Source organism: Pseudomonas sp. GW456-L12 (assembly GCF_059424045.1).
In genome coordinates, this window is sequence record NZ_JBWKZA010000001.1 from 22551 (window position 1) to 44183 (window position 21633).

The following is a 21633-nucleotide window of genomic DNA, read 5'->3' on the forward strand; positions in this document are numbered from 1 at the left end:
CTTGGCTTTAGCGCGTAAAGCCGCCGGCGATCACCGCGGGAAGTCCGGAGCGAAGCTGATCAGCCAGCCTAGCCAGCATCTCCTGCACCGATTCCTTCCAGAGGATTTGCTGAACTGGCTTGCCGTCACTGTGTTTCTTGCCGGTGTCGGTGATGACCGCGAACAACTTGCCATCAGGTGTCACCTCCCAGCGTTTCTTGCCTGGCTTGTAGAGGACCTGATGCTGGAGGCCGCAGTCGGCGAGCAGTTTGTTCATGCTCACCGCGCTCATGCCGAACTTCGCGCCAAGCTCCGTCGGTGTGTAGTTCAGCTCCTGCGACTCGCTTACCAACCGCTTGACCCCAGCCATTTCCATCAGGTCGATACCGATGGCGGAGCGGACCATGCTGTTGGCGCTCAATAGGGCCTGATTTCCTTCCAGGCCGAAGTTTTCGGCAATGCGTTTGGCTGCGTCGAGGTTGTCGGCGGCTACTGGCAGCCGCTTCTCCTGCGGAATCGAGTGGTCATTGGCAGCAACGGTGTCAAACGTGCGGATGACATGAAGGCTGAACACCGGGCTGACCCACATTGCGTAGGCATACACCAGCTCTTTACATGCATAAGTGCCCGGCGCGCGCCCACCACGGGCAGTTCTCAAACCGGGAATTCCCGCTTTGCCAATTTCTTCTGCCAACTCCTTCGCTTGACCAATCCGCATCCACTCGTTTGGCGCATGTCTTTTTTCGCCGCCAGCGGCGCGATGGAAGTCATTCAAGCTGAACCGACCGTCCTGATCCTGGTGTATCTCGATACCTGCGATCATCAGCGCATTCATGCTGCGTCCCCCACCTTGATCGCATAACGGTGCGGCTCATCAATGACGCAAGTAAGCCCGCGAGCGAAGCTGGCGATCTCCTGCATTTTATTGCGGTAGGTGCGAAGCTCCCACCAAGCGCCATCGACCTCGTAGCCGGCCCTGCGCAGCTCAATGAGAATCGCCTCGCAAGGGGTGTTATCACCACGGATATCGCGAAGATCATGAAGAGACACGTCGAGCCATGCGTGGCCGTCACCGCGCGACTTAACCATTTCAGGCTTGTGACGAGCGAGAACTTCAACGGGGTAGTGGATGCTCAATGGCTGCTTGGCCTTGGCTTCCTCCTTGCCCAGGTATTCGCCCTCAAGCGCATACGCCGCGATGAAATTACAGGCTGACTCGAACTGGTGTGCCGGAATCAGCTCTGTGCGCGGAACATTGAAGCGGGTATGCAGCCGGCTGTGCATGGTATGCGTGAAACTCTGGCGCTTGTCCGCCTGCACCGCTTTACCTTTGTCCCTGATGAGGCCCTTGATGACGCTCAGCTCGCTCATGCCAATCAGCTCATCCATCAGCGTTGCCATCTTGGAATGCTTGTCTTCGTAGCGACCATGCTTGCGGATCGCTGGAAGCACTTCAGCAGTCACCCACTTCTTGAATCGTTTGGCCTCTGCCTTGCGACTGCGTAGGACCGCAGAGTACAGGCCAGACTCATTGATCAGGGTCATACGCTGATCGCCGCCATGGGTCCCCACAATGTGGGGAGCCTTCTCGTCTTCGTCGAGCCAGCGAGTCATCTTCTCTGCTTCGCGATACTCAAGCGCAGCAGCAACATCGGCAGCCACGAACCATGGCTGATCATTGACCAGCAGCGTGCGCACCTCTTTCGCCTCGAAGCGGAAAGGAATGACATTATTAGCCTCTGTGCTAATATTCGACATGACGTTGTTTTCCTGATCGTTAACTGCGTTGGTTTCAAGAGCCCTGGTCGCGCCAACGACCGGGGCTTTTTCATTTCTGCCCATTCGATCCTTCTCCCCTTGCCTGCTTGATGATCTCCACCAACTGAGCATTCATGGACCGACCTTGATCCTTTGCCTGCTGCTTCAGCCAATCCATAAGTTCGCCGGGGAATCGGACCTGGGTACGCGTGAGTACCTGCATAGCACCTCCTTAGTGACTAGATGTCACTATACGAATCCAGTCTCGTAGTGTCAACATAGTGACATGACTGATGAAATTTACCGCTCCCAGTTCCGTCTGCCCTATCCGCTCTATGAGCAACTGAAAGAGGCGGCAGACGAAAACCATAGATCCGTGAACGCGGAACTCGTCGCCTGCCTGCAGTCGACCATTCTTAAGCAGAGATTGAGTGCTGATCTAATTCCAGCAGCCAAGGCGCGGGAAATGTCAGCTGCATTCCGTAAAAATATCCCTGCTGAGATCAAGTCGAGAGTTGTGGAGTCGATCAATCACTCGATATTGCACGGACTCACGACCGCCCATGTCGACCTGCAGGATATGGGGCTCGAATCCCTGCCAGATGATGTTGCCGAATCCCTCACGGACTCGGTAAACAAAACACTTTCAGGCGTAGGATATGAAGTCGAGTGGGATGGCTTTATCAGCCTTTGGGTAAACTTTCAGTAGCGCCATCCTCTCCGCAAGCCCGGCCCACCGGGCTTTCTCTCTCTTCCCGGATCGACTAACAAGGAGTGTTGAATGTCTTGGTGGAAAACCCTCTTCGGCGGGTCGTCGACTTCGACGTTCACCCCGGAGCCGGAGTTCGACTTTTCAGACCTTTCCCCCAATGAAGATGCGCTGTACCCCGATGCCGCGCGTTTCGTGCTCTCTACAGGACGCAGTAGCGTCTCTGCCGTACAACACCACCTGAAGATCGGTTACATCCGAGCTGCCCGTCTTGTCGAGGCCCTTGAGGAGGACGGCATCATCACTGGGATAGACAGTAATGGGGTCAGGCACCTTCTAAGCAAGCAGCAGCGTGAAGCTGCCCGTCTACTTCCCTCCAAAGCTGAAGTCGAACGTCAGCGCAAAGCAGAAGAACTCACGCTCCGCACCGCTTACCTCTCTGAAAAGTATGGTAACGACGCTGTCGTCCAGGCCATCCTCAGCCAGAAGATCTGGGAAGGTATGACTGCGGCCCAGCTGTTCGATTCGGCCGGCGAGCCAGAGGCGATTGATCAGAAGTACATGAAGACCAAATCCCGAGAGGTCTGGAAGTACGACCACCAGGGCAGTAACAGATATCTGCTGCGAGTTACCTTGGAGGATGGCCTTGTTGTGGGCTGGGACTCCAAAGGCTAACTCAAACTCGCATCACCACCACCCATCCCAGTTCAGGACGATACTGAATGACCACTCTGGCAGAAGCCCTGCGAAGCTACATAGAACAGGCACCCGATGGCGCTACAAGGCAGGAAATCAAGAACTACATTGAACGCGAATTTCCCAAGCGATGGAAGCCTGGGGCGATTGCCGCTCACTTCTATGCCTGCACCGTTAACAACCCCAAGGCCTACATCCACCACAAATGGGCTGATCGTTTTTTCTACCGCTCCGAAGATGGTCGCTTCCATCGATATGATCCTGAGCTCCACGGAGTAAATACCTGGGCACCCTTAGCTGAAGCCGAGTCGGATGACTTCGAAGCCGGTGACGACGCCAACATCGAGGAGCTAGTAGAGACATCCATTACCCTGGAGCGGGACGTCGAAACCCATTTGGTTCGCAGCCTCGACAGCATCGAAAAGGGCCTTCGCTTCGTCGATCGCCAGGTCAGCATAGACGTGGGCCGAGTCGACATCCTTGCCGAGGATGCTACCGGCCGCCGCGTCGTCATCGAGCTAAAAGTTGGCCAGGCCAAGGATGCTGCTGTGGGGCAAATCGCCCGCTATCTGGGCTGGTATACCAGGCAAGATGGCCAGCGCCCGCGAGGAATACTGATCGCAAGCGAGTTTCCGGAGGCCGTCCGCTACGCGGCAGAGGCCATAACAGACTTATCTCTCGTTGAGTACAAGGTGCAGTTCACTTTCAATGCGGTTGCCATCGAAGACTGATTCAAGCCCGGCCCAGCCCGGGCTTTTTCATGCGCAGGGAGGCCAGCATATGAAGCAAGAATTCAAGAAACTGAGACAAACGCTTTTAGATCCTGCCGACGGCCCTCACGCGCTAGTGAAAATGCGTGAACAGGTAATCGATGCGCTTCAGAATTGGCCCAAAGAACGCTATCCGATAACAGACCTGCTGCTGCCTCACGGGAAGCCAGTCAGTCAAGAATCGCGTCGAGTCTTGGGTTATCTGATCAACATTTTGGAGAAGCACCCCGTAAGCTCGGCTGAAATATTCGATCTGGCTAGCGGCTTGCGGCTCATCTCCTGGTGACCGCCAGAAACGAAAAAGCCCAGCGCGGGGCTGGGCCAGTTCATCATTCTTAATTTCAACCGACGGCGGGCTTCGAGCGGATGGTAATTTCTACCTGCTTCGGGTCGACTCCATACGTTTCAGCCAAACCTAAAATAGCCTTTTCCATGCTCAACGGCCCGTACGTATCGGGCCGAGCAATGAAGGGAACAGGGTCCCCGATCGTAAAGAACGACTCATCGTCAAAGGCTGTTAACTGGGGATTATATTTATCGGAACGGTATGGTTTGAAGGCTGGACCGTACTCAGGATCCCCGCCCTTCCTTGCTACAGACCTGATTTCAGAAAATCTGAAACTCAGTGGCCCACCATCCTCTCTGGAAAGCACAATATCCTCAATCTTCGCGACCCAAATTGGGCAATGCTGGCTGCATAGGATCAGATAATCGACTCCAATCCATGAGCCATGCTCATTTGCCATTGCACCTCTTTCAAGACGCCTAGTGACCGGAATAGCTGCGAACTCTGATTCCAATAGGCTAAATGATACTGCGTTGACCATGGTGATCCCTCACTTGGAAAACCCCAGCCTAACCGAGCTGAAATAGGTTAGCCAACTGGATGGAAAGCCAGTAACGCCCCTCTCCCGCCGAATAGTAGCCTCCTGCCTTTATGTGCATTGGAAGAAAAGAAATGGCAAAGGGCGACATCCTCAAAACAGCACTCGCAATTCCTCACAAAGGCCCACATAGAAAGGCCGTAATTCGGTCTGCAATGCACAGGGAGATGGAGCAATTCACAGCCACAGGGTCATTGCCGCCCGGCCTAGATGCTAATGAGATCAATGAATTTTTGGCTCCAGTTGATCGTCAGCTTACGCAAGACGATGAAGATCAACTCAATATCTTTGCTGACTTTTTGGCAGATGTTGATACCGATCCGACTGCTCGTCCAGGTAACAGGTTGATGTCTGACAAATTCATCAAAGATCTGGGAGTGTGAGAGTTTTCCCCAGTCCTTTGCCTGCAAGCCCAAGGACTGGGATTGCGCCAACTTCGGCGCGTTTATGACCTAGGAGGTCGATGTGAGCAATGACACCAACATCCAAGAGATTCTGAACTACACCGGCTCATCTCTTCTTACACTGAACTGCATACTTTCAGGCCTGGCGAATCAGCTTAAAGAGACGCAAGGCGCAGGGGCTGTTGAGGCAGCTCAAGCTTATGCCGTAGAACTCGCCAAGACTCATCCATCAGGCGCTGTTGCGCCCGACGTGACAGCTATCAACAGTTTCTTCAGTCATCACAAATAGGTTCAAGGCCGAGCGCCTTTTCCAATCTTGAAAGCCGACGCTCATGTAGGTCGGCTTTCACTTGTGCATTACCTCCACAGTTCTCGGGTAAGCCAAGCCCAACTCCTGCGAACCGATCACCATCGATGATGATCGACCGCCTGTTGATTAACTGATCGCCTAAAACTTCAAATGGCTCACTCATAATCTCTCCCGCGGCCCTGCCGCATCATGTAGTTGGTTGTGCATCTTTGTGCCTGAGGATCAGGCGCGTGCGCTGCGCCCATGGCCCGCCGAAAACGATGATTTCGCTTGGTCGCCCGTACAGGTGATGCAGCAGGAAAGGCCCAGGGCCGAACACCTCGGCAGCCTCCCCGGGCAGCTGCGGATCCGGGCCGAGGTAAATCCCCGCATGGTTCGGGTGCGCCGTGCGCCCCACGGACATGACGATCATGTCGCCGCGCCGTGGCTGGTCAACCCGCACGAATCCCGCCGCTTCATAGGCCTGCTCGTAGAGGCTCGGCCCGGCCGGGTCTTCCCACCAGCCATCAGCGCGCTGGAAGGCTTCGAACTCCAGCCCCCACTCGCGCTGATACCATTCGGCACAAATGGCCCAACAGTCCCAAACGCCGTGAACAAATGGCCGCCTCAACAGCGGGACATCGCCGGTTGGCACGACCGTCCTGAGATCGCCTTCCGGCCAGCTCAGAATGTGCCAGGGCAACGCTGTGGCCTCGCACATGGCCAGGTCTCGCGGTGACGGCCTGCTGGTGGCGTCAGGGTGCGAATGCACGATGCCGATCACCTCGCCCAGGTCCTCGGCCGCGGCGTAGTCCTCCGGATCCAGCCGGAACTCCTCGTTCGGCTCCATAGCGATATTGCGGCACGGGAAGTACTGCTGCTTGCGCCCAACGGCCAGCAGCAGGCCGCAGCACTCTTTCGGGTACTCGGCCGCCGCGTGTGCCTGGATCGCACTCAGGATGTGTTTGCGCATGGTCAGCTCCGGGCAATGATGGAAACGGCAGGGAAACCACCGAAAGGCAGCTCGTTGCCCTCGCCGAAGCGCGGAATGCATCCCCGCCCAAGGGTGGCGTCGCACTCGTCCTTTTCCGGGTCGTCCGTGGGCAATCCGTCCTTGTCGACGTAGCCGCCGGTGTAGCCGCAGCTCGGGCCGCGGTAACCGCCAGTGAGGCACCAGTGGCAAAGCGTGGTCGCCTGCCGGCCGATGGATTCGCCACCAACGTCGCCCGGGCTGGCCAGCTCCCAGCTGACCGTTTCCCCGTCCTCGTTGGTCTTCTGGTCGATGTACCAGACCTCGATCGTTTCCTGGGTGGGGTCGGCTGTTGGGTTGCCGCCCGGGAAGTTCTGCGCGTCCAGGTAGCTGCCCAGCGTATGGCGCATGGTCAGCTTGAACTCGAGCAAATCGTCGAAGGCCAGGCACAAGGCCGTGATGCGGCCATTGACGTTGCCGACCGACAGCGTTGGTCGTACCGCGGTGCCATCGCCGTTGGCTTCGATGCCGTCGATCTGCATGGGCCAGGCGCCGTACTCGTTGCCCTGCCACCAGATGGATTTTGCCGGCAGTTGATCGGCGTTTGGCCCTGCTGCCAGCAGCTCCTCGGGCGAGTGTGGGATCGCATGCCCGTGGAAGCGCAATACGTCCGCCCCATAGTCCGATCCGTCCAATTCGAAGAGCAGTACTTCGCTACCAGGCTCAAGCGCCTGGATGTCACTGATCAGCGGCATGATTGCCCCTTATGGATGAAAGGCCCGGTTGAACGTGGCTGTGACCTTGAAAACCCCGCCCCCGACAGGAATGGGAACAGGATTGACGCAGGTGAACAGGCCCAGCTCGCCGAGCGGGGTCGTCCAGAGAAAAGCTTTCGCACCGGCGTGCCGATCGTAGAAAGCCATGATCTCAAGCACCCGAGCCTTCGAACCGGTGTAGGTGACTGGGTAGGAGTCTTCCTTGTTGTTCGGCCCGTCGCCGGCGGTTTGCTTGTAGCCGTCACCGAACTGCGCGGTTCGCACCCGATAGGTGATCTCGGGTGCGTCCCCGTTCTGCGTTGGCCAGGTGAACGTTTCAATCGCCATTACCCCCTCCCATTTATCACGCGCCAGATAGAACCACCTGGCTGCAGCCCTCTGGCGATTGCCGTTTCAGCCTCAGCCTTTGCAGCCTGCTGAATGCCTTTGCCCAGCTGCGTCGTGTCCTCCTGGGTGGTTCCTTCACCCGCGCCCGATGTTTGCACCGAGACGGCTACCGGGAAGTTGTAGGTGTTGCCACCTCCGCCACCGCCCATGGCCATGACGCCCAACTTGCCGCTGGAGGTCCTGGCTAGAGGCATGATTGCCTCTTCCCCAGCCTCGCCCATGACCCCGGTCTTGCCGTTGGCCATCCCGAACGCCGTGGGTTTGCTGACAATGGAGTTCGTGAAGGCGCCGCCGTCGGCGAACATCTGCACACCACCAGACCAGGCGCCACCCTTGGCCTGAGGGAAGTACTCGCTGGTGTACCCAGCCTGCGTACTACCCGGCGAGGTTGACCCAGTACCGCTACCGGCGAAGTAATTCACTCCGGCACCAACAAGGCTGCTCAGCAGCGATGAACTCGCCTGGCGCGTGGCAATCCGAGCCATATCCGCCAGCACCGACTTGGTGAAGTCGGAAAACGAGAACTTCCCGGTCATGGCGAAGTTGACGACCGAGTCCTCCATGGAACTGAAGGCGTTGGTGAACAAGCTTTTCGTCTGGCCAGCAATATCGCGAGCCGACTCCAGGTAGTTCTGCCACGCCGACGAGGCGCCGGCGCTCCAGCTGTCCTGGGCAGCGGTCATCTCGTCGTAGTTGGAGATCGCCGTTTCCTGCAGGTCCCGTTGAGTCTTGTCCAGGGCCGCCAGTTTCTGGTTGTACTCGTCGAGGCTCATGCCACGGGAGCCGTCGCCATACTGGTCGGCCAAGGTCAGACGCTGCTGGTTGATGCGGTCGTCGATGCCGTTCTGTTGGTCGGTCAGCCCGCGCTGCCGATCACCCTGCCCAAGACCGGCGGCCGCACGCTGCCCCTGCCGGCGCAAAGTGTCGACTTGCTGCTGCAGGGCTCCGGTGTAGGTGCTGACAGCCAGGGCCTGCTTCTTGAGCCTGCCCTCTTCGTTCGCGGCCAACACAGCCAGTTCCGAGTCGGCATCCTTCTGTGCCTTGACCATGGCTGCGCGGGCGTCGGCGATCTTCTGGTCCAGCTGGATGCGCTGGGCCGCCGAGGTGCCGGCCTTTCCCTTGGTCGCTTCGAGCGCCGAGATCTCCGCCTCGTAAGCCGCGATGACCTCATCGCGCTCGTTGCCGATCATTGCCTGACGCTTGAGCAGGTAATCCGCCTGGGAGACCAGGCCGGCCTTCTGCGCCGCTTCCAGTTCCTTCTGGGCGTTCTTGTACTCGGACAGGATGCCGGTGAGGGCGTTTTTAGAGTTGTTGAAGCTGGTCAGGTCGACAGCACCCGCGGGTGTTTTCGAGTCCTTGAACTTGTCATTGATATTCGCGATGTTCTTGTCGACCAGCGCCTGATTCAGGCGTGCATCGTTGGGGCTGACTTTGCGGATATCGTCGAGCTGCCGTTTGTACTCCTTCAGTGCATCGGCACGCTTCTGCTCGTTCGTCCAGGAGGACTTGGTAAGGGCATCGACCTTGCCCATCGCGGTGACAGCATCCTTCTGGGCTTTAGCCTGCTCACCTTCCCACTTGGCAATGTCCGCCGCTGCGGCCTTCTGATCCTCCAGCATATTGAGCTGGTTGCTGTAGAGCTCGACCATCTCCTTCTGGTTCTGGAACGCTCCAACATTTCCGGACTGAGCCTGCTCCAGGTTTCGCCGGGCCTGTTCGATATCAGCGTCGATGTCGGGGCGGCCCAGGTTCTTCAGGTTGTCCGCTGCCCGCGCTACTGCGTTGTAGCCCTTCTCCCAGAAGCTCAGGTTTTCGAGGATCCGCGGCGTGCGCTCGTTGATCGCGTCGGCGTATTGCTCAGTCGCCAGCTTTACCGCACCGGCATGATCACCCTGCTCTTCAAGGGCGGCGATCTGCGAATAAACCGAGGCAGTCAGGTAGTGGTACTGCTCGTTGAGCGCTGCCGAGGCCTTTACCGGCTCGTCAGCGATCTTCGCAAACTCAGCGACCGTATCCTTGACCGCCTTGCCGGTAGCTTCCTGCATCGACACGGCAGCCTGGGTGATACCCAGGAAGCTCTCACCCGCGATCTTGCCGTTACCAGCCAGCAGCGCCAGGACTTCAGCAGCCTGTCCGGTAGTGCCAACGGTTGCGCCGACTTGGCGCGCCATATCGCCAAGCTGCCCAGCGCTCACCCCGGCATAGTTGCCGGTCCCAATCAGCGATTCGTTGTACTCATCCTGCTCTTTGGTGCCCTTGTAATAGCTGAATCCGAGAGCAGTGACTGCAGCAGTGACCAGTGCGATAGGCGCCAGAATAGCGAGAAGCCCCGCTGCCGACGCGCCAGCACCAGCGCCCAACTGAGCCACGGCGCGAACACCGCTACCCCAGTCACCGGACGACAACGCGTTGCCGAGTTGCACGACGTTTTCCTGAGCCTGGCGGGTGCCGAGGCGCAGTTTGTCGAAGCCAGTGGTGGTTTTGTTGAGTTTGTCGTAGTCCTTGTCGATCTTGCTCAGGGCAGTGTTGTATTCGTCCTGACTGATCCGGCCGGCATCCAGATGCTTGCCCAATTGCTCGACCTGGGTATCCAGCTTCGCCAGTGCGGCGCGAGCCGGGTCAATAGCGCCCAGCAGGCTGTTCAGCGCCTTTTGCTCATCCATGGCCGACTTGGCCAGGGATACCTGCTGCTTGTCGAGCTGCGCCGAGATCTTCGCGGCCTCAGCTTCGCCATAGGCGCCGGTCTTGGTCAGTTTCGCCAACGCATCGCGCTGCTTGGCCAGGTCCTGCGTGGTCTTGGCGCTGGTAGAGAGCGACTTCTCCAGCGCCTGCATTTCGTTCATCAGCGAAACGGCGGACTGCTCGGCCCGGCCGCCGGCCTTCGCCATCTCATCCAGGCTCGTTTTGGCCTCGATCGCATCGGCCGAGTCGATCTTGACGCCGAGTTCTGCAATTTTCATCGACTCACCTTGAGTAAGTGCCCGTGATCACGGGCTGTTTTCACTCTCCTCCGCCATGACGCGCAGGGCTTCGCCTTCCAGCACCTGCAGGTCAGGAAAGATTTCAGCGAGTTTCTTTTTCTTGATGCCGAGGAATTCGGCGACGTCGCGAATGCAGTTGTAATCGAGGCCGATGGCGCCACCGGTGCCGACCCTCCACTGCGTGGACATTCGGTTGAACAGGAGGAAGGCCGGCCAGTTGCATGGCCAGACCTCTACGTCGTCACCCGACATATCGGCAGCCGTCAGCCCGAGGATTGCCAACTGCTCAGCAGATGGCCCGCTTTCGTACAACGCCGCGGCTGCTTCCCTCAGTTTCCCAAGCGGGCCTGATTGAATGCGCTCTGATAGGCATTCACCACCGCTTCAGCGGTGCCCTGACAGGACTTAACAAGGGCGAGGATGCTCTTGTCGTCGAACTTGTCATCAAAGCCCCAGCCCGCGACCAAATCCTTAATCTGATGCGCCTGATACTCGGTTTCGGCAGCAACGACATCCGACAATGTGGTGCCTTCCCCGAACCCCTCGCGCATTTCCTTCGCCTTGAGGTTCCACTCGTCGAACAGCGCGGCGAGTGCCGGGCGATCGCGATACTTGAAGGTGAACTCGATTGCCTCGGGCTCAGACCCTACGATCGGTATGTGCACGAGAGCTTTGAACGTAGGGTTCTGAGCGATCCTGATCTTTGCCATGGGAAATCCTTATGCGCCGGCCAAGTAACGGAGCGAGCGAGCCGAAAGCCCGATGCTGATGGTTCGCGTCATGACGTTGTTTCGCTCCATCGTCGGATCAGGAGTGATGCTCACATAACCCGGATAGAGGATCTGATCACCGTTACGCAACTTCATGCGCACGACGGCAAGTTCTTTGGTGTCGTCGAAGCCTTCGACAGTCTCGACGTATTGAGCGGTCGGCTGATCCTCAACCACGACGGTGATCGTGGTCGGGTTGCGGTTAATTGGAAATTGCTTGTCATCGTCATCTTCCAGGTAACCGACAGTCTGGTATTGCTGCTCGCCACCGGAGGATGTGAAGGACGTAACTTTCGAGATTTGCGTCCATCCAGACACCGGGATCACGGAGCCAGAACCTGCACCTACCGTGAATTTGTCGGTGTTGGTGGTATTGAGACCGGCCAACGCAAATGCATCGGCGGTAACGCCGGACGCCTTTACTGCGCGGTCATTGATAAGCGCCCAGCCGGAGTTGATCAGCAAAACGTCGCCGTTTTCAATGCTATGCCCTACGGACGCAGCGACTGGCGGTTTCGCATTGGTCAGGGCGGTGAAAGCGACGGCGGATCCCATAACGCTGGCGATCTCCAGCACAGCGCCGTTCGGCAGCGGGAAGCGTGCGGCCATGGTGTGTTTCCTCTTGAATGCCCGCCTGACGGCGGTAGGTTATGCCCCAGCGGGCGATTGGTCTGCGACACCTGCGTAGGTGAAGCTGGCCGGGACCGTGTAGGTCGCCGACTCTGTGATGGTTGGCCCTTGATCTACTGGTTCAGTGATGAGGCCATCGAACCCGTTGCGGGCCAGTGGCGTGTCTACTCGAAAGAGCCGCGTCAGCTCTTCAACAAGCGTTTCTGCGGTGGCCATGGCCTGGGCCGACGGACAGACGATGCTGATCTGATAGACGCCGGTGTACTCGTAGGCGTCCCCGCCGAGGTAACGGCAGGTGGTGCTGGCTGGAAGCTGGAAGGCTCGCAGATAGGTTTCAGATGGGTTCGGTGTGAATTGCTGATTCGAGTAGGCCACTCGTATTGGGCGCGCAGCCGACCATACGGCCAGCTTCGTTTCGATGGCCTGACGGGCGCGTGCGTGACTCATACCTGATTGTTCCTGATGGCCTCCTGAACGATCTGCTGGAAGCGAGCCACGGTGACCCGGACCATGCCGCCGGGGGCCTGGGTCGAGTGGCCGAATTCAAGCGGAATCGCATAGGGCAAGTTGTTGATGATGTAAGCGATCTGGCCGGCGGTGAAATCGCTCATCGCGGCTACCAAAGCGGCAACAGTTTCATTGCCTTCCGGGTCAACCTCGTCGAACGTGACGTTTTCGACCACGCCGAGGGAAATGTGCCAGTTCGCGCGGAAGCGGCCACCGACGTAGCCTTCCGGGGCAACGATATCCATGCCGTCATTGAACTTACGACCTTTCTTGAGCCTGCCGCCCTTGGTCAGGTTCGCCGGATCGCTGCGCAGCGCGGCGTTGTGGTCTTCGACAGCCTTGTTGTACTGGGTCGCGACAGCGTTCTGCGCCCAGATCTCCGGGTTTCCCACGGGAGACATGCGGATCAGGCTGCTACCAACCTCAATGATGATCTCGCGCACACTGGCATCGATGGCTTCGCTGGTCTGGGCCGCGAACTCGGCGAGGCTCAGGGCGAAGCTGCCAGATTGACCGGCGCCCGCCCGACTCATGACCGCACCTGCAATTCATACAGGATCGGCGTGCCGGCTGGGTTGACCTCTCTCAATGGCGGGACGATCGACCAAGTCCGCCCTTGAGCGACCACCTTGTCCAGCAGGCCTGGCACCCAGGCCAAACTCTGAGCAGCGATTTTGAGCTTCTTGTCGCCCTGCTTGATGAGGCTGTTGTTCTGGAATTCCTGACCGGTGAAGTCCAGCAGAATGCCTTGGGCGGTCTGCTCGATGGTGGCGCCCGGCGCCACGCCGCCAGTCTCCGGGTCGTACTCGCCCGGCTGCGTCTTGCTGATGATCACGGCTTGGCCAAACTCTGTGATCATCTCCAGAGCCATCACGGCCATTTCGTCATAGAAGGCCATGAGGGCTCCGTTTCGGGCTATGCGCGCACTGCGAACAGCCCGCGCTTCTGTAGGTAGTCGGCAAACTGCGTGGCGCTCGGCCGATCCGGCGCCGCCGGCAACAGTCGGCCGCTAGTGTTCGGGATTGTCGCGTACTCGCGAGTTACCGCCCCTTCGACTCGCTCCAGCGTAATCGCGCCTTTGCGCTTCTCGATCGGGTCGATATCGTCGGTATGGATCTCGGCGGCCAGGGCCATCTGGCCGTACTGGATACGCGCCGGCAGGTAGTTGTCGGGTTTGATCTCGCGATCAAGCTCAACGCCTCGCCGAGGCCAGGCCAGCGCCTGGTCGCTATCCATCTTGCGCCCCTTCCAGGTCATGCCATCCATCGCCAAGGCGGCCCGGCGAAGCAGCGCTTCTTGTGCTGGAACTTCCCCGGGGATGGTCACACCGAACTTCACGGCGTACAAGGCCAGGTCCTCGGCGGAGGCGTAGCTTTCGGCGTCAGGCTTGCCGGTACCGTCCTCAATGATAAGAGTCATGAGTCAGCTCGCTGCGTGTTTGGGTAGCGGGCACCAGTTTCCGGGCGCCCGAATTATTAGGCCTTCTGCAGATCAGCAACCGCCTTTTCCAGCGATTCCACCGAAGCATTCGCCCGATATTGCACGTTGGCGGCGTCGAGTTGAGCTTTGAGGCTTGCGATCTTCTCGGCATTGTCGACTGGCTCCGCAGCCGCCTTGAGGCGTGCGACTTCAGAGCGGAGCGATTCAACCTCGCCCACCAGGGTGTCACGTTCGCCCGTGAGGGTGGCGACACCTTCGTGAATGGCTTTCAGCGCGTCGAACAACCGGATCGGCAGCTCGCCATCACCGGGGCGCTCCAGGGTCGACTCGCCTTCAACAGCTTCGATCAATCGCAGGATTCCGGCGTGCTCAGTACGGAGGTTATCGTTTTCCTGTTCCAGACCGGCAATGATGTCGGCTCCGCCCGAATCAACCGGCTGGCTGATCAAAGGCTTTAACACCGAGACTTCGACGCCCAGCGCCTCATAGGCGCCGACCACCTTCGGCCAATCGCCAATCACGACCGCATGGGTCACACCAGCCTCCGGTCGATCAAAGTGAGCTGGATTGCGGTACCGCTTTTCCGGGTCGAAGTCCGAATTCTGAGTGGAATAAACCAGTTCCATAAAAATCTCCGTAGCGGCCATCGCTGGCCGCTGTCAGGGCCAGTATCAGCCGCCGGCTGGTGGCGTGGTGGTCAGGGTGATCATCACGCCGGCAGTGACCTTGTCGCTGCCGGCATGCTTGATCCAGTTGGCCGCCGAGCCGACCGCAGCCAGCGTTGGGTTCGAACCACCGACTGCGTCCTTCCAGCTGTAGCCCAGCACGTCGATGTTGACGGTACCTTCGGCGCGGTAACCGATAGCCAGGTTCTCTTCGTCGTCGACGGTGTAGGAGCGGAAGCCCGGGGCCTGGGACTCGGTGATCACCACCGCATTGGGTAGCAGACCGAAGATCACATCGGCCGGCGCGGTGTCGGTCACCAGCACCGGTTTGCCGAGGGTGCCTGGCAGGCCGCCATAGATGACGACACCGGCTTCCTCGTAGATCTTGTTGGTGATGGCCTCGTCGACAATGTCGAAGTAGGCGCTGGAGTGCATGACCCACAGGGCGATACGGCCGAACTTATCACCGAACTTGCGCATGCCGCGGGTCAGAGTTTTCTTGCCATCGGTTTCGATGTTGGCAGTGACCACCATGCCGGCGTTGGAGCCGATGGCCGCACGCAGCGCTGCGGTGGCGTACTGAATGAAGCCTTCCAGAGTGGCGTCAGCAACGTCGGCACCGATGATCTGGGAGAACTCATCTACCGGACGACCGCGGCGCTTGAACACCTCTTCAGTAGTCTGGTATGGGCCGTACTTCCATGGAGCCTTGACGCCAACAGCCTCGCCGGCGCCGATCTTCTTCGCGACCACCTTACCGGTGGAGTTGACATCTCGATGCTCCAACGAGCCACCAACCTTGTAGAAGGCACGCTTGCGGAAATCGCCTTCAATCAGCTCGTTGTCGAGCACGATCGCACCATTGGACGATGCGTTGAACACATCGAGGTTGTCCTGGACACGCTCCAGGTATGCGGTTTGCGCCTCATCGTTGTAGATGATCAGGTCGCTATTAACAGTCGTTGCCATGGGTGAATCCCCTTACTTGGGCAATTGCAGGAATGCGGTTTGGCCGTGCTTGCGCTGGTAGTCACGCTTCTGCTCGGCAGTCATTTCGGAGCGCTTGAATGCAGCCTGGCCGCTACCCCCGCCCGGGGCTTGTGTGCCTGAAGCCCTTGGCCACAGGTGAGGCGCGCTTTCGCGCAGAGATTCCGCCCACTCGAGCGGTGTCAGAGGGGTCTTGCCGTCTTTGCCGAGGATGACCTGGCCGGATTCATCCACGGCTACCGCTTCACCCTCTTCGTTCAGCGAGAACACGCCCTTGGCGCGCAGGATGATGTCGTCGGTTGCCTCCGGCAGCGCGCCGGCTTTCAGTGCTGCGCCGCGCACCGAATCACCCAGGACCTTGCCCTGGAACTTGGCGGCGAACGCTTCGGCTTTCTCGGCCCGCGCAGTGACAGTCTTCAACTGCTTGTCGTAGTCGCCTCGCAGGCGCTCGGTACGGCGGTTGAAAACCTCATCTACCTTGCCTTCAGTCAGCAGCTTGGTTTCTTCGTCTTGGCCAGCCCGGCTGAGCAAGCCTTTGACGGCATCGATGTCGATGCCTTCGAACTGGGTTTCAAACTGGGTCAACTTGCCGGTGGTTTCCTTCAGTTTGCCCAACAGTTCGGTGTTCTTGGTTTTCAGCCCGGAAACGGATGCGTCAACGGCAGTCGCGATAGCGGCCTTGATTGCCGGGTTTTCCAGATCGATTTCGTTTTCTTCTGCCACGTTGATGCACCCCTTGGGTATGTGTTGCCCGCTTTGCAGGCGTAAAAAAGCCCCGGATATACCGAGGCTGTACTTAAGTTGCGCTTTGGTAAACGCTGGCTCTGTCAGTCTTTGGAACCGTTGAATCCGATCCGGTCGCCGCCCACGATGTCGAGCCTCACGTAGCCAAAGCCCTGGGCCTCAGCCTCCTCTCTAATCCGCTTGATCAGCTTCTCAGGATCACGCGCAGCATCACCAACCGTGCATACACTCCCGGTTAACCAGCGAGGGTCCCGCGCCAGACGCAGAGTGTTTAACACCATCTCAATGGAGTGATCGAAGTCCTGCTCTTCCTGTGAAATCATGTTTGTCGCCTCTCGTTTTGTGTTTACAAAAGGCTACCACCACAAAAAACATCTTTTTGGCAGGGGTTTGCATGCTTTTCACACGCCCGCCCGTTCGAAAGCCAGAGGCTCCAAACTCTTCATTTGCGCCAGGGTCAGCGGCGCGAAGTTGCGATCAAGCTGCAGCTCTGCAAAACGTTTCACGGTCAAGCCGCCCTCGCGAAATAACTTGGCCCGCACCGGCCCGATCGCCACGTCCTGGAATGACGCTGGCTGCTGCTGGAGCCAGTGGTAGTAATCAAGACTCGCACTGACCTGCCCTGCTCCATCTGCCCCTACTGCGGCCCGCGTGGCGCCCTTGGCAAACATCTCGCTGAGCTTGGTCAGTAGGACGAAGGTCGTGCGGCAATTCGGGTGAAACGGCGGCCTGGGCCCGGAGTCGACCGGGAACCGGCGCTTGTCCATCGACCGGCATTGCTGACTGGTCTTGCTATCCAGAGTAGCGACCATCTCGACCTCGGACACGATGTCCGTATTGGCCTTGGCCACCTCCATGCGCGCCTGGGACGACACATGCTGAATCGCCGTGTGCACGACCGTGCTGGCATTGCGGTTTGTGGTCGCCAGGATGCCGTCTTTGTATCCGGCCGCCTTGGTACCGCGAATGTTGCGGATGATCTGGAAGTTCGTTTGCCCCTCGAAGAAGCCCTGCCGGATCGTGCCGGTCACCCAGTCACGTTCTGCAACGGTCCAGCCCTTGATGAACGACTTCAGCAACTTGCCGCCACCGGTGCCGCGCACGCTGAGCGGATTGGTCAGCACCGCTGTGCGGATCGCAGCAGCCGTGGGTGCCACAACATCAAGCGAGACACCGACCGGTGCCGACCTGGCCAAGCTCGTAGCCTCAAACTCGGCCTCGTAGTTGGCGATCTCGATCAGGTCGAGGTTCAGCTGCGCGCTGTAGCGGTCAAAGATGCCCAGCAGCAGGCTGTCGACCTCTTTCAACAGCGCTTCCAACCGCTTGGCGTTGTACTCGGTCAGATCCGACTGAGTGAGGCGATCCCGGATCGACCGGTCAATCTCCTTGAGGAAGGGAGCGAACTTGCCCACCTCTCCCGCCTTCAACTGCTCGAGAAAGACGGCGTGCCGAATTGTGGCATCAAGGATCGCTTGGTTTGCCGCCATTTGGATTGTCCTCGTCGTCCAGGCCCAGACCGTCGCCCTGCTCCTGCAGCTCACCGTCGATCTGCAAGTCCGTGCGCTCCGGCGCAATAAGGCCCAGCTTGCGCAAGTAGGCCCGCAGGTCAGCCTTCGCGAACCCGCCGTTCTGCCAGAGCCCCACCAGTGCGGTGATCATCTGCGGATCCGCCGTCAGCTCAACGAATTCCTGGTTCACCTGGTAGGCGACCTTCTTATCGGTAACGCCCATATAGGCACAGCACCACATGATCGCCCGGGTGTAAGCCTCGCTGACGTTGGCCACGCAACCAGCCAGCACCGAAGTCGATGCCGATTGATCGCCGCGGGCTTCAGTTGCCGTCTTGGACGAAAGCGAAGCCACCACCATGCGAGCGCCCAGCTCGATCATCATCTGGTTCTTGTCGGCCATGGCCTCCTTGACCAGTGTGTTTGGCAGCGGCTGCGCGTAACCGAATGCCCCACCGGCAGGCAGCATCATCGGCGCGCGGGAGCCAACATAGACGCCGTTCTTCTCCATCCAGTCGCGCCACTGCTCATCCAAGCCGGAGATCCACGGCTGGGCCTGGCCACACCAGAAGACGCTGTCCTCGTAGTCGGCGCTGTTCCGATAATGGCCCAGGTTGATCATGGCAATGTCGTAGAGCGGCGACTCATCGATGCTGGGGTCGTTGTTCTGCGCGCCAACGAAGGTGAACGGGATCTCTTTCAGCCGTCCAGTGATGCCCTCAGGCCTGAACTCCTCAACAATGGCCAGCGGGCCGCCACCTTTAGGACCAGACCGCCGCCAGACTCGGCAAACAAATCCGTCGGGCTCCAGTGCCAGTTCGCGATACTGCTCAATCACCTTGAAGCCGAAGCCGTCCTCCACCTCTGGTGCCTCCCGCAGCACCACCAGGGTTAGAACGCTGTGCCCGTTCACCATGCCGGTGCGCCAGTTGATGACTTCCTCAGCGCAGTACGACAGGATCACCGAGTGGCCGCCAATGCCATCGTCCTGGTGATAGTCGACGTACAGGCCATGGCGCCCCGCCTCAAGCACCTTCTCAAGCGTGCCCTGCGAGTGCTGGTAGATGCTCACGCCGGAGCCGTTGGCGTTGTCCTGCAGGTACTCCAGCTTCTTCGGTACCGTCAGCGTCGGGTCTTTGTGGAAGGCCAGGCCGAGCAACCCGTTACGGGTGTGCCCGGTGGCGTTCTTGAACACCGCGCGCTCACGGTATGCCTTGTTGCGGTCCTGGTTCTCAGGCGACTTGTCGTGTGCGTTGATGTACGGCAGTCGGTCGACAACCCGGTGCTGGCCGGCACATACGTCGCGCACTGTAGACCAACGATCGAGCGCCTCGAGGTAGTCCGCCCGCTTGAAGGAGACGTCGTTGCTCATCGGGCGTATCCCATTTTGATAGCGGTGACCGGTTTGATGATCGGGTACTCGCGGTGAATGAAGTAACCACCGCCATCGTTGGCGTGGTCGTTGCCTTGTGTCTTGTCCGGCTCGCCACTGGGCGCCCAGATCTGCTGCTCCAGCCCGTCGGCGTAGGTCGGACAGGTGAACGGGTTGACCAGGTAACGCCGCTCGCCCTGGGCATTGCAGAACATGGCGTTCATGGCGTTGATCCGATCCTTCACCGGCGGGTTTGCCGCAGGCGCGATGACAGAGAAGCCGGCCTGCTTGAGCATGGCGATGTCCGTCATGCTGGCATTGACCGACTTGCGCGAGTCGCCGGAGGCGTCCGGGTAGATTCGGATCTCGCAGGTCTTCTCGAAGTCGGTGCCGTTGTGGCGCCAGTAGCGCTCTTTGATGCGGCGGATCATGTCCGGCGTGTCGTAGCCATCCATGAGCTCATCCACTGCCCTGGGCAAACCCTGCTCGCGCTTGACATGGGTGATCGCCGCCATCTTGCCGACGTTGAAGTCCATGCCAATGAACAGAGGCTCACCCGGCTGAACAGTGTCGAAGCACTGATTCAACTTGCGGTCGTAAGCGTGGTAGATCGAGCCAGAGGTCAGGTTGACGAACTGGCCGTTCAAGTAGGCCCTGATCAGCTGCTCGGGATACGACTCCATCAGCGATGGGATGTAGTCGTCCGGCAGGTTCAACTCATTGTCGAACGTACTGGCCTGGACCAGGCCGTACATGTCCTTGAGCGCCGGCTTGTCGCGCAGCTGCTTCACGAACTGCTGGAACACGAACTTGAAGCCTTCCGGCGTCGTGGTGACGTCAACGCCGTTCTTCAGGCCCGGCAGGTTGTAGCGCATCCGCGCGATGATCTTACGCCAGGCCTGCTGCGCCTTGATCGACGTCAGCACGTCCAGCTCATCCACCAGGGCATGGCCGATCTTGAAGCCGACGATGGTCTGCGGCTTCTCCATCGACCTGCAGATCACAGTGCCGCGGCATTGCCGGCCGCTGTAGATGTGAACCTCATGGTTCGCCTGGTTGATCTTGGTCTTCAGTCCCCAGTCATAGGCCACCTCATCCATGGTTGGGTAGAAGATGTCCCGGATCTGCGGGTAAGTCGGTGCGAAGTACCCAGCGTTGACGCCAGGCCACTCCATGAAATGCTTGCTCAGTGCCGAGCATCCAACCCAGGTCTTCCCCGAGCCGAAGCCAGCAACGAATGCACGAAATTTGTGGGGCAACAGAAGGAACTGCGACTGCGGAACGTTAAGGCTCGGCATTCGGCTTCCTCGCATCCACTACGTCGACCTGGATCCGGGTCGGGATCGCCGGCTCGTCGTCAGGCTCGTCCTTCCGTTGGCGATTCACGTAGACGTCGCCGCACTCCTTGGCAGCCTGCTCCAGGATCTGCATAGCCAAGACGATGTTCTTCATCCCCTCGGCGCGCTCCACAAAGCGATTCATGGCGCGCAGTCGGTACGCACGGTTGGCGATCGGGATTTCTGCCGTGTCCTCACGAAAGCGCTTACGGGTGTCGTGGAACAGGGTTTGCCACTTGGCTGCCAGGCCTTTGCCTGACGTCTTGGTCGGGTCGTGTGTCTCCACCTGCTGGCGGGTAACCGATATCCCGTATTCCTTTTGGACGGCTTCAACAACCTGTGAAGGCGTGTCGAAGCACGCCAGGGCCTGAACGATAAAGGCCTTCACGTCGTTTTGAAGGGCTGCCATAGATTTTCATCCGTCCAGAGCCTGTCCAGAATCAGGCCGACTTGAGCAGACAGGTTCCGCAGGCCCTCGATATGTTCAATTTCCCCACCTCGGCAGGATTGTTTGCTGCATCCACCAGCGCCTGGACGTCAGGGCTTGCACCGTAGCGCCGGACCACGCCGACGAACTCCTCGACGTCGTGGCCACGCATCTCAAGCTTGGGTGCGCCTTCCTTGGTGAAGGCTGGCTGACCGTATTTGTCTTTGGCGTGGGCCAGGTGGTAAAGCTCGTGCTCTACGAGAGCGCAGAACTCTTCATCGCTGCACTGGGCGCAGTAGTCAGCAGCCAGAGTGATGATGAAGGCCGGCACCTCGCCGAACCAATCACGCATCTGTTGCTCCATCCGGGCTTTCTGCCAACCGCCCGCACGGAACGCTACCTGCTCGGCTTGGCCAAGGACTGTCCTACCTTGCTTCTCGAAGCTCGACGACGCCCACATGACCCGAATGTCTGCATCTAGGAGGTGGGCATGGTCTTCGTTGTGGATGCTGCCGGTGTCGGCAAGGATCTCGGTTTGTAGCCACTCCCAAACCTCTGTGGCTGGAGTCAGGCGAATACCGACGTCGGATAGTTCCGACAGCTCAATCGGTGATGCGGGAGGCATCGGTCTGTTCATCCGCTC

The 21633-nt window shown here is 59.1% G+C and carries 31 protein-coding genes; 6 read left to right on the forward strand and 25 right to left on the reverse strand.

Annotation, left to right across the window (positions count from 1 at the left end; genetic code table 11):
• Positions 1-7: 7 nt before the first annotated feature.
• Genes AC07Y9_RS00140 through AC07Y9_RS00150 form a run of 3 tightly spaced genes read right to left on the reverse strand, consistent with a single transcriptional unit; the run spans position 8 to position 1960 of the window.
• Complete coding sequence (locus tag AC07Y9_RS00140; RefSeq protein ID WP_102680147.1) at positions 8-814, reverse strand: KilA-N domain-containing protein; 807 nt, start codon at positions 812-814, stop codon at positions 8-10.
• On the reverse strand, positions 811-1821 hold the full coding sequence (locus AC07Y9_RS00145; protein ID WP_256580956.1) for a BRO-N domain-containing protein: 1011 nt from the start codon (positions 1819-1821) through the stop codon (positions 811-813). Before AC07Y9_RS00145 ends, AC07Y9_RS00140 begins: the two co-directional genes overlap by 4 nt.
• Positions 1808-1960, reverse strand: coding sequence for an Arc family DNA-binding protein (locus AC07Y9_RS00150; protein WP_102680149.1), 153 nt, complete (start codon positions 1958-1960; stop codon positions 1808-1810). Before AC07Y9_RS00150 ends, AC07Y9_RS00145 begins: the two co-directional genes overlap by 14 nt.
• 63 nt (positions 1961-2023) lie before the next feature.
• On the opposite strand from AC07Y9_RS00150, the gene AC07Y9_RS00155 reads away from it, so the two are divergent.
• The 4 genes from AC07Y9_RS00155 to AC07Y9_RS00170 all read left to right on the forward strand — a co-directional run bounded on the left by AC07Y9_RS00155 (position 2024) and on the right by AC07Y9_RS00170 (position 4198).
• On the forward strand, positions 2024-2446 hold the full coding sequence (locus tag AC07Y9_RS00155) for an Arc family DNA-binding protein (RefSeq protein WP_102680150.1): 423 nt from the start codon (positions 2024-2026) through the stop codon (positions 2444-2446).
• Positions 2447-2518: 72 nt separating this feature from the next.
• A complete protein-coding gene (locus tag AC07Y9_RS00160; protein WP_102680151.1) occupies positions 2519-3121 on the forward strand; it encodes a DNA translocase FtsK in 603 nt (200 codons plus the stop codon).
• A 47-nt stretch (positions 3122-3168) separates the two neighbouring features.
• Complete coding sequence (locus tag AC07Y9_RS00165) at positions 3169-3873, forward strand: endonuclease NucS domain-containing protein (RefSeq protein ID WP_102680152.1); 705 nt, start codon at positions 3169-3171, stop codon at positions 3871-3873.
• 49 nt (positions 3874-3922) lie between these two features.
• Positions 3923-4198, forward strand: coding sequence for a hypothetical protein (locus AC07Y9_RS00170; protein ID WP_102680153.1), 276 nt, complete (start codon positions 3923-3925; stop codon positions 4196-4198).
• Positions 4199-4253: 55 nt separating this feature from the next.
• On the opposite strand, the gene AC07Y9_RS00175 is transcribed toward AC07Y9_RS00170, so the two are convergent.
• Complete coding sequence (locus AC07Y9_RS00175) at positions 4254-4739, reverse strand: hypothetical protein (protein WP_146021768.1); 486 nt, start codon at positions 4737-4739, stop codon at positions 4254-4256.
• A 131-nt stretch (positions 4740-4870) separates the two neighbouring features.
• On the opposite strand from AC07Y9_RS00175, the gene AC07Y9_RS00180 reads away from it, so the two are divergent.
• Positions 4871-5179: a hypothetical protein gene (locus AC07Y9_RS00180; protein WP_146021769.1), complete on the forward strand. Its 309-nt coding sequence runs from the start codon at positions 4871-4873 to the stop codon at positions 5177-5179.
• 82 nt (positions 5180-5261) lie between these two features.
• Positions 5262-5489, forward strand: coding sequence for a hypothetical protein (locus AC07Y9_RS00185; RefSeq protein ID WP_146021770.1), 228 nt, complete (start codon positions 5262-5264; stop codon positions 5487-5489).
• On the opposite strand, the gene AC07Y9_RS00190 is transcribed toward AC07Y9_RS00185, so the two are convergent.
• The 21 genes from AC07Y9_RS00190 to AC07Y9_RS00290 all read right to left on the reverse strand — a co-directional run bounded on the left by AC07Y9_RS00190 (position 5473) and on the right by AC07Y9_RS00290 (position 21627).
• On the reverse strand, positions 5473-5673 hold the full coding sequence (locus AC07Y9_RS00190; RefSeq protein ID WP_146021771.1) for a hypothetical protein: 201 nt from the start codon (positions 5671-5673) through the stop codon (positions 5473-5475). The two genes, AC07Y9_RS00185 and AC07Y9_RS00190, sit on opposite strands and share 17 nt — an antisense overlap.
• A gap of 24 nt (positions 5674-5697) precedes the next feature.
• Positions 5698-6462: a C40 family peptidase gene (locus AC07Y9_RS00195; protein WP_102680156.1), complete on the reverse strand. Its 765-nt coding sequence runs from the start codon at positions 6460-6462 to the stop codon at positions 5698-5700.
• A gap of 2 nt (positions 6463-6464) precedes the next feature.
• Positions 6465-7214, reverse strand: a complete 750-nt coding sequence (locus AC07Y9_RS00200; protein ID WP_102680157.1) for a phage minor tail protein L — start codon at positions 7212-7214, stop codon at positions 6465-6467.
• Positions 7215-7223: 9 nt separating this feature from the next.
• Positions 7224-7562 carry a phage tail protein gene (locus AC07Y9_RS00205; RefSeq protein WP_102680158.1) on the reverse strand — a complete coding sequence of 113 codons (339 nt, stop codon included), beginning with the start codon at positions 7560-7562 and terminating at the stop codon, positions 7224-7226.
• Positions 7562-10582 (reverse strand): phage tail tape measure protein, encoded by a 3021-nt coding sequence (locus AC07Y9_RS00210; protein ID WP_102680159.1) that lies wholly within the window; start codon positions 10580-10582, stop codon positions 7562-7564. Before AC07Y9_RS00210 ends, AC07Y9_RS00205 begins: the two co-directional genes overlap by 1 nt.
• 27 nt (positions 10583-10609) lie before the next feature.
• Complete coding sequence (locus tag AC07Y9_RS00215; RefSeq protein ID WP_371858222.1) at positions 10610-10855, reverse strand: DUF1799 domain-containing protein; 246 nt, start codon at positions 10853-10855, stop codon at positions 10610-10612.
• Between the two features lie 77 nt (positions 10856-10932).
• Entirely contained in the window at positions 10933-11313 is a 381-nt protein-coding gene (locus AC07Y9_RS00220; protein WP_102680161.1) for a phage tail assembly chaperone, read from the reverse strand.
• A 9-nt stretch (positions 11314-11322) separates the two neighbouring features.
• Positions 11323-11982 (reverse strand): phage tail protein, encoded by a 660-nt coding sequence (locus AC07Y9_RS00225; protein WP_102680162.1) that lies wholly within the window; start codon positions 11980-11982, stop codon positions 11323-11325.
• A 39-nt stretch (positions 11983-12021) separates the two neighbouring features.
• Positions 12022-12450: a phage tail terminator-like protein gene (locus AC07Y9_RS00230; RefSeq protein WP_102680163.1), complete on the reverse strand. Its 429-nt coding sequence runs from the start codon at positions 12448-12450 to the stop codon at positions 12022-12024.
• Positions 12447-13043, reverse strand: coding sequence for a hypothetical protein (locus tag AC07Y9_RS00235; protein WP_102680164.1), 597 nt, complete (start codon positions 13041-13043; stop codon positions 12447-12449). Before AC07Y9_RS00235 ends, AC07Y9_RS00230 begins: the two co-directional genes overlap by 4 nt.
• Positions 13040-13408, reverse strand: a complete 369-nt coding sequence (locus AC07Y9_RS00240) for a hypothetical protein (protein WP_102680165.1) — start codon at positions 13406-13408, stop codon at positions 13040-13042. Before AC07Y9_RS00240 ends, AC07Y9_RS00235 begins: the two co-directional genes overlap by 4 nt.
• Before the next feature lie 17 nt (positions 13409-13425).
• Positions 13426-13929 carry a DnaT-like ssDNA-binding protein gene (locus AC07Y9_RS00245; RefSeq protein WP_102680166.1) on the reverse strand — a complete coding sequence of 168 codons (504 nt, stop codon included), beginning with the start codon at positions 13927-13929 and terminating at the stop codon, positions 13426-13428.
• 56 nt (positions 13930-13985) lie between these two features.
• Positions 13986-14576, reverse strand: a complete 591-nt coding sequence (locus tag AC07Y9_RS00250; RefSeq protein WP_053260403.1) for a hypothetical protein — start codon at positions 14574-14576, stop codon at positions 13986-13988.
• Positions 14577-14621: 45 nt separating this feature from the next.
• The gene (locus AC07Y9_RS00255; protein ID WP_102680167.1) at positions 14622-15584 is read right to left on the reverse strand and encodes a major capsid protein; all 963 of its coding nucleotides are present in this window, start codon (positions 15582-15584) and stop codon (positions 14622-14624) included.
• A 12-nt stretch (positions 15585-15596) separates the two neighbouring features.
• Positions 15597-16325: a hypothetical protein gene (locus tag AC07Y9_RS00260; protein WP_102680168.1), complete on the reverse strand. Its 729-nt coding sequence runs from the start codon at positions 16323-16325 to the stop codon at positions 15597-15599.
• A gap of 104 nt (positions 16326-16429) precedes the next feature.
• Positions 16430-16669 (reverse strand): hypothetical protein, encoded by a 240-nt coding sequence (locus AC07Y9_RS00265; protein ID WP_102680169.1) that lies wholly within the window; start codon positions 16667-16669, stop codon positions 16430-16432.
• A 78-nt stretch (positions 16670-16747) separates the two neighbouring features.
• Positions 16748-17833, reverse strand: coding sequence for a minor capsid protein (locus AC07Y9_RS00270; protein ID WP_102680170.1), 1086 nt, complete (start codon positions 17831-17833; stop codon positions 16748-16750).
• The gene (locus AC07Y9_RS00275; RefSeq protein WP_102680171.1) at positions 17808-19226 is read right to left on the reverse strand and encodes a DUF4055 domain-containing protein; all 1419 of its coding nucleotides are present in this window, start codon (positions 19224-19226) and stop codon (positions 17808-17810) included. Before AC07Y9_RS00275 ends, AC07Y9_RS00270 begins: the two co-directional genes overlap by 26 nt.
• The gene (locus AC07Y9_RS00280; protein WP_102680172.1) at positions 19223-20524 is read right to left on the reverse strand and encodes a terminase large subunit domain-containing protein; all 1302 of its coding nucleotides are present in this window, start codon (positions 20522-20524) and stop codon (positions 19223-19225) included. The genes AC07Y9_RS00275 and AC07Y9_RS00280 overlap by 4 nt, the downstream gene beginning before the upstream one ends.
• The gene (locus tag AC07Y9_RS00285) at positions 20511-20972 is read right to left on the reverse strand and encodes a DUF2280 domain-containing protein (RefSeq protein WP_102680173.1); all 462 of its coding nucleotides are present in this window, start codon (positions 20970-20972) and stop codon (positions 20511-20513) included. The genes AC07Y9_RS00280 and AC07Y9_RS00285 overlap by 14 nt, the downstream gene beginning before the upstream one ends.
• Before the next feature lie 31 nt (positions 20973-21003).
• Complete coding sequence (locus AC07Y9_RS00290) at positions 21004-21627, reverse strand: putative metallopeptidase (protein WP_102680174.1); 624 nt, start codon at positions 21625-21627, stop codon at positions 21004-21006.
• Positions 21628-21633: the final 6 nt, after the last annotated feature.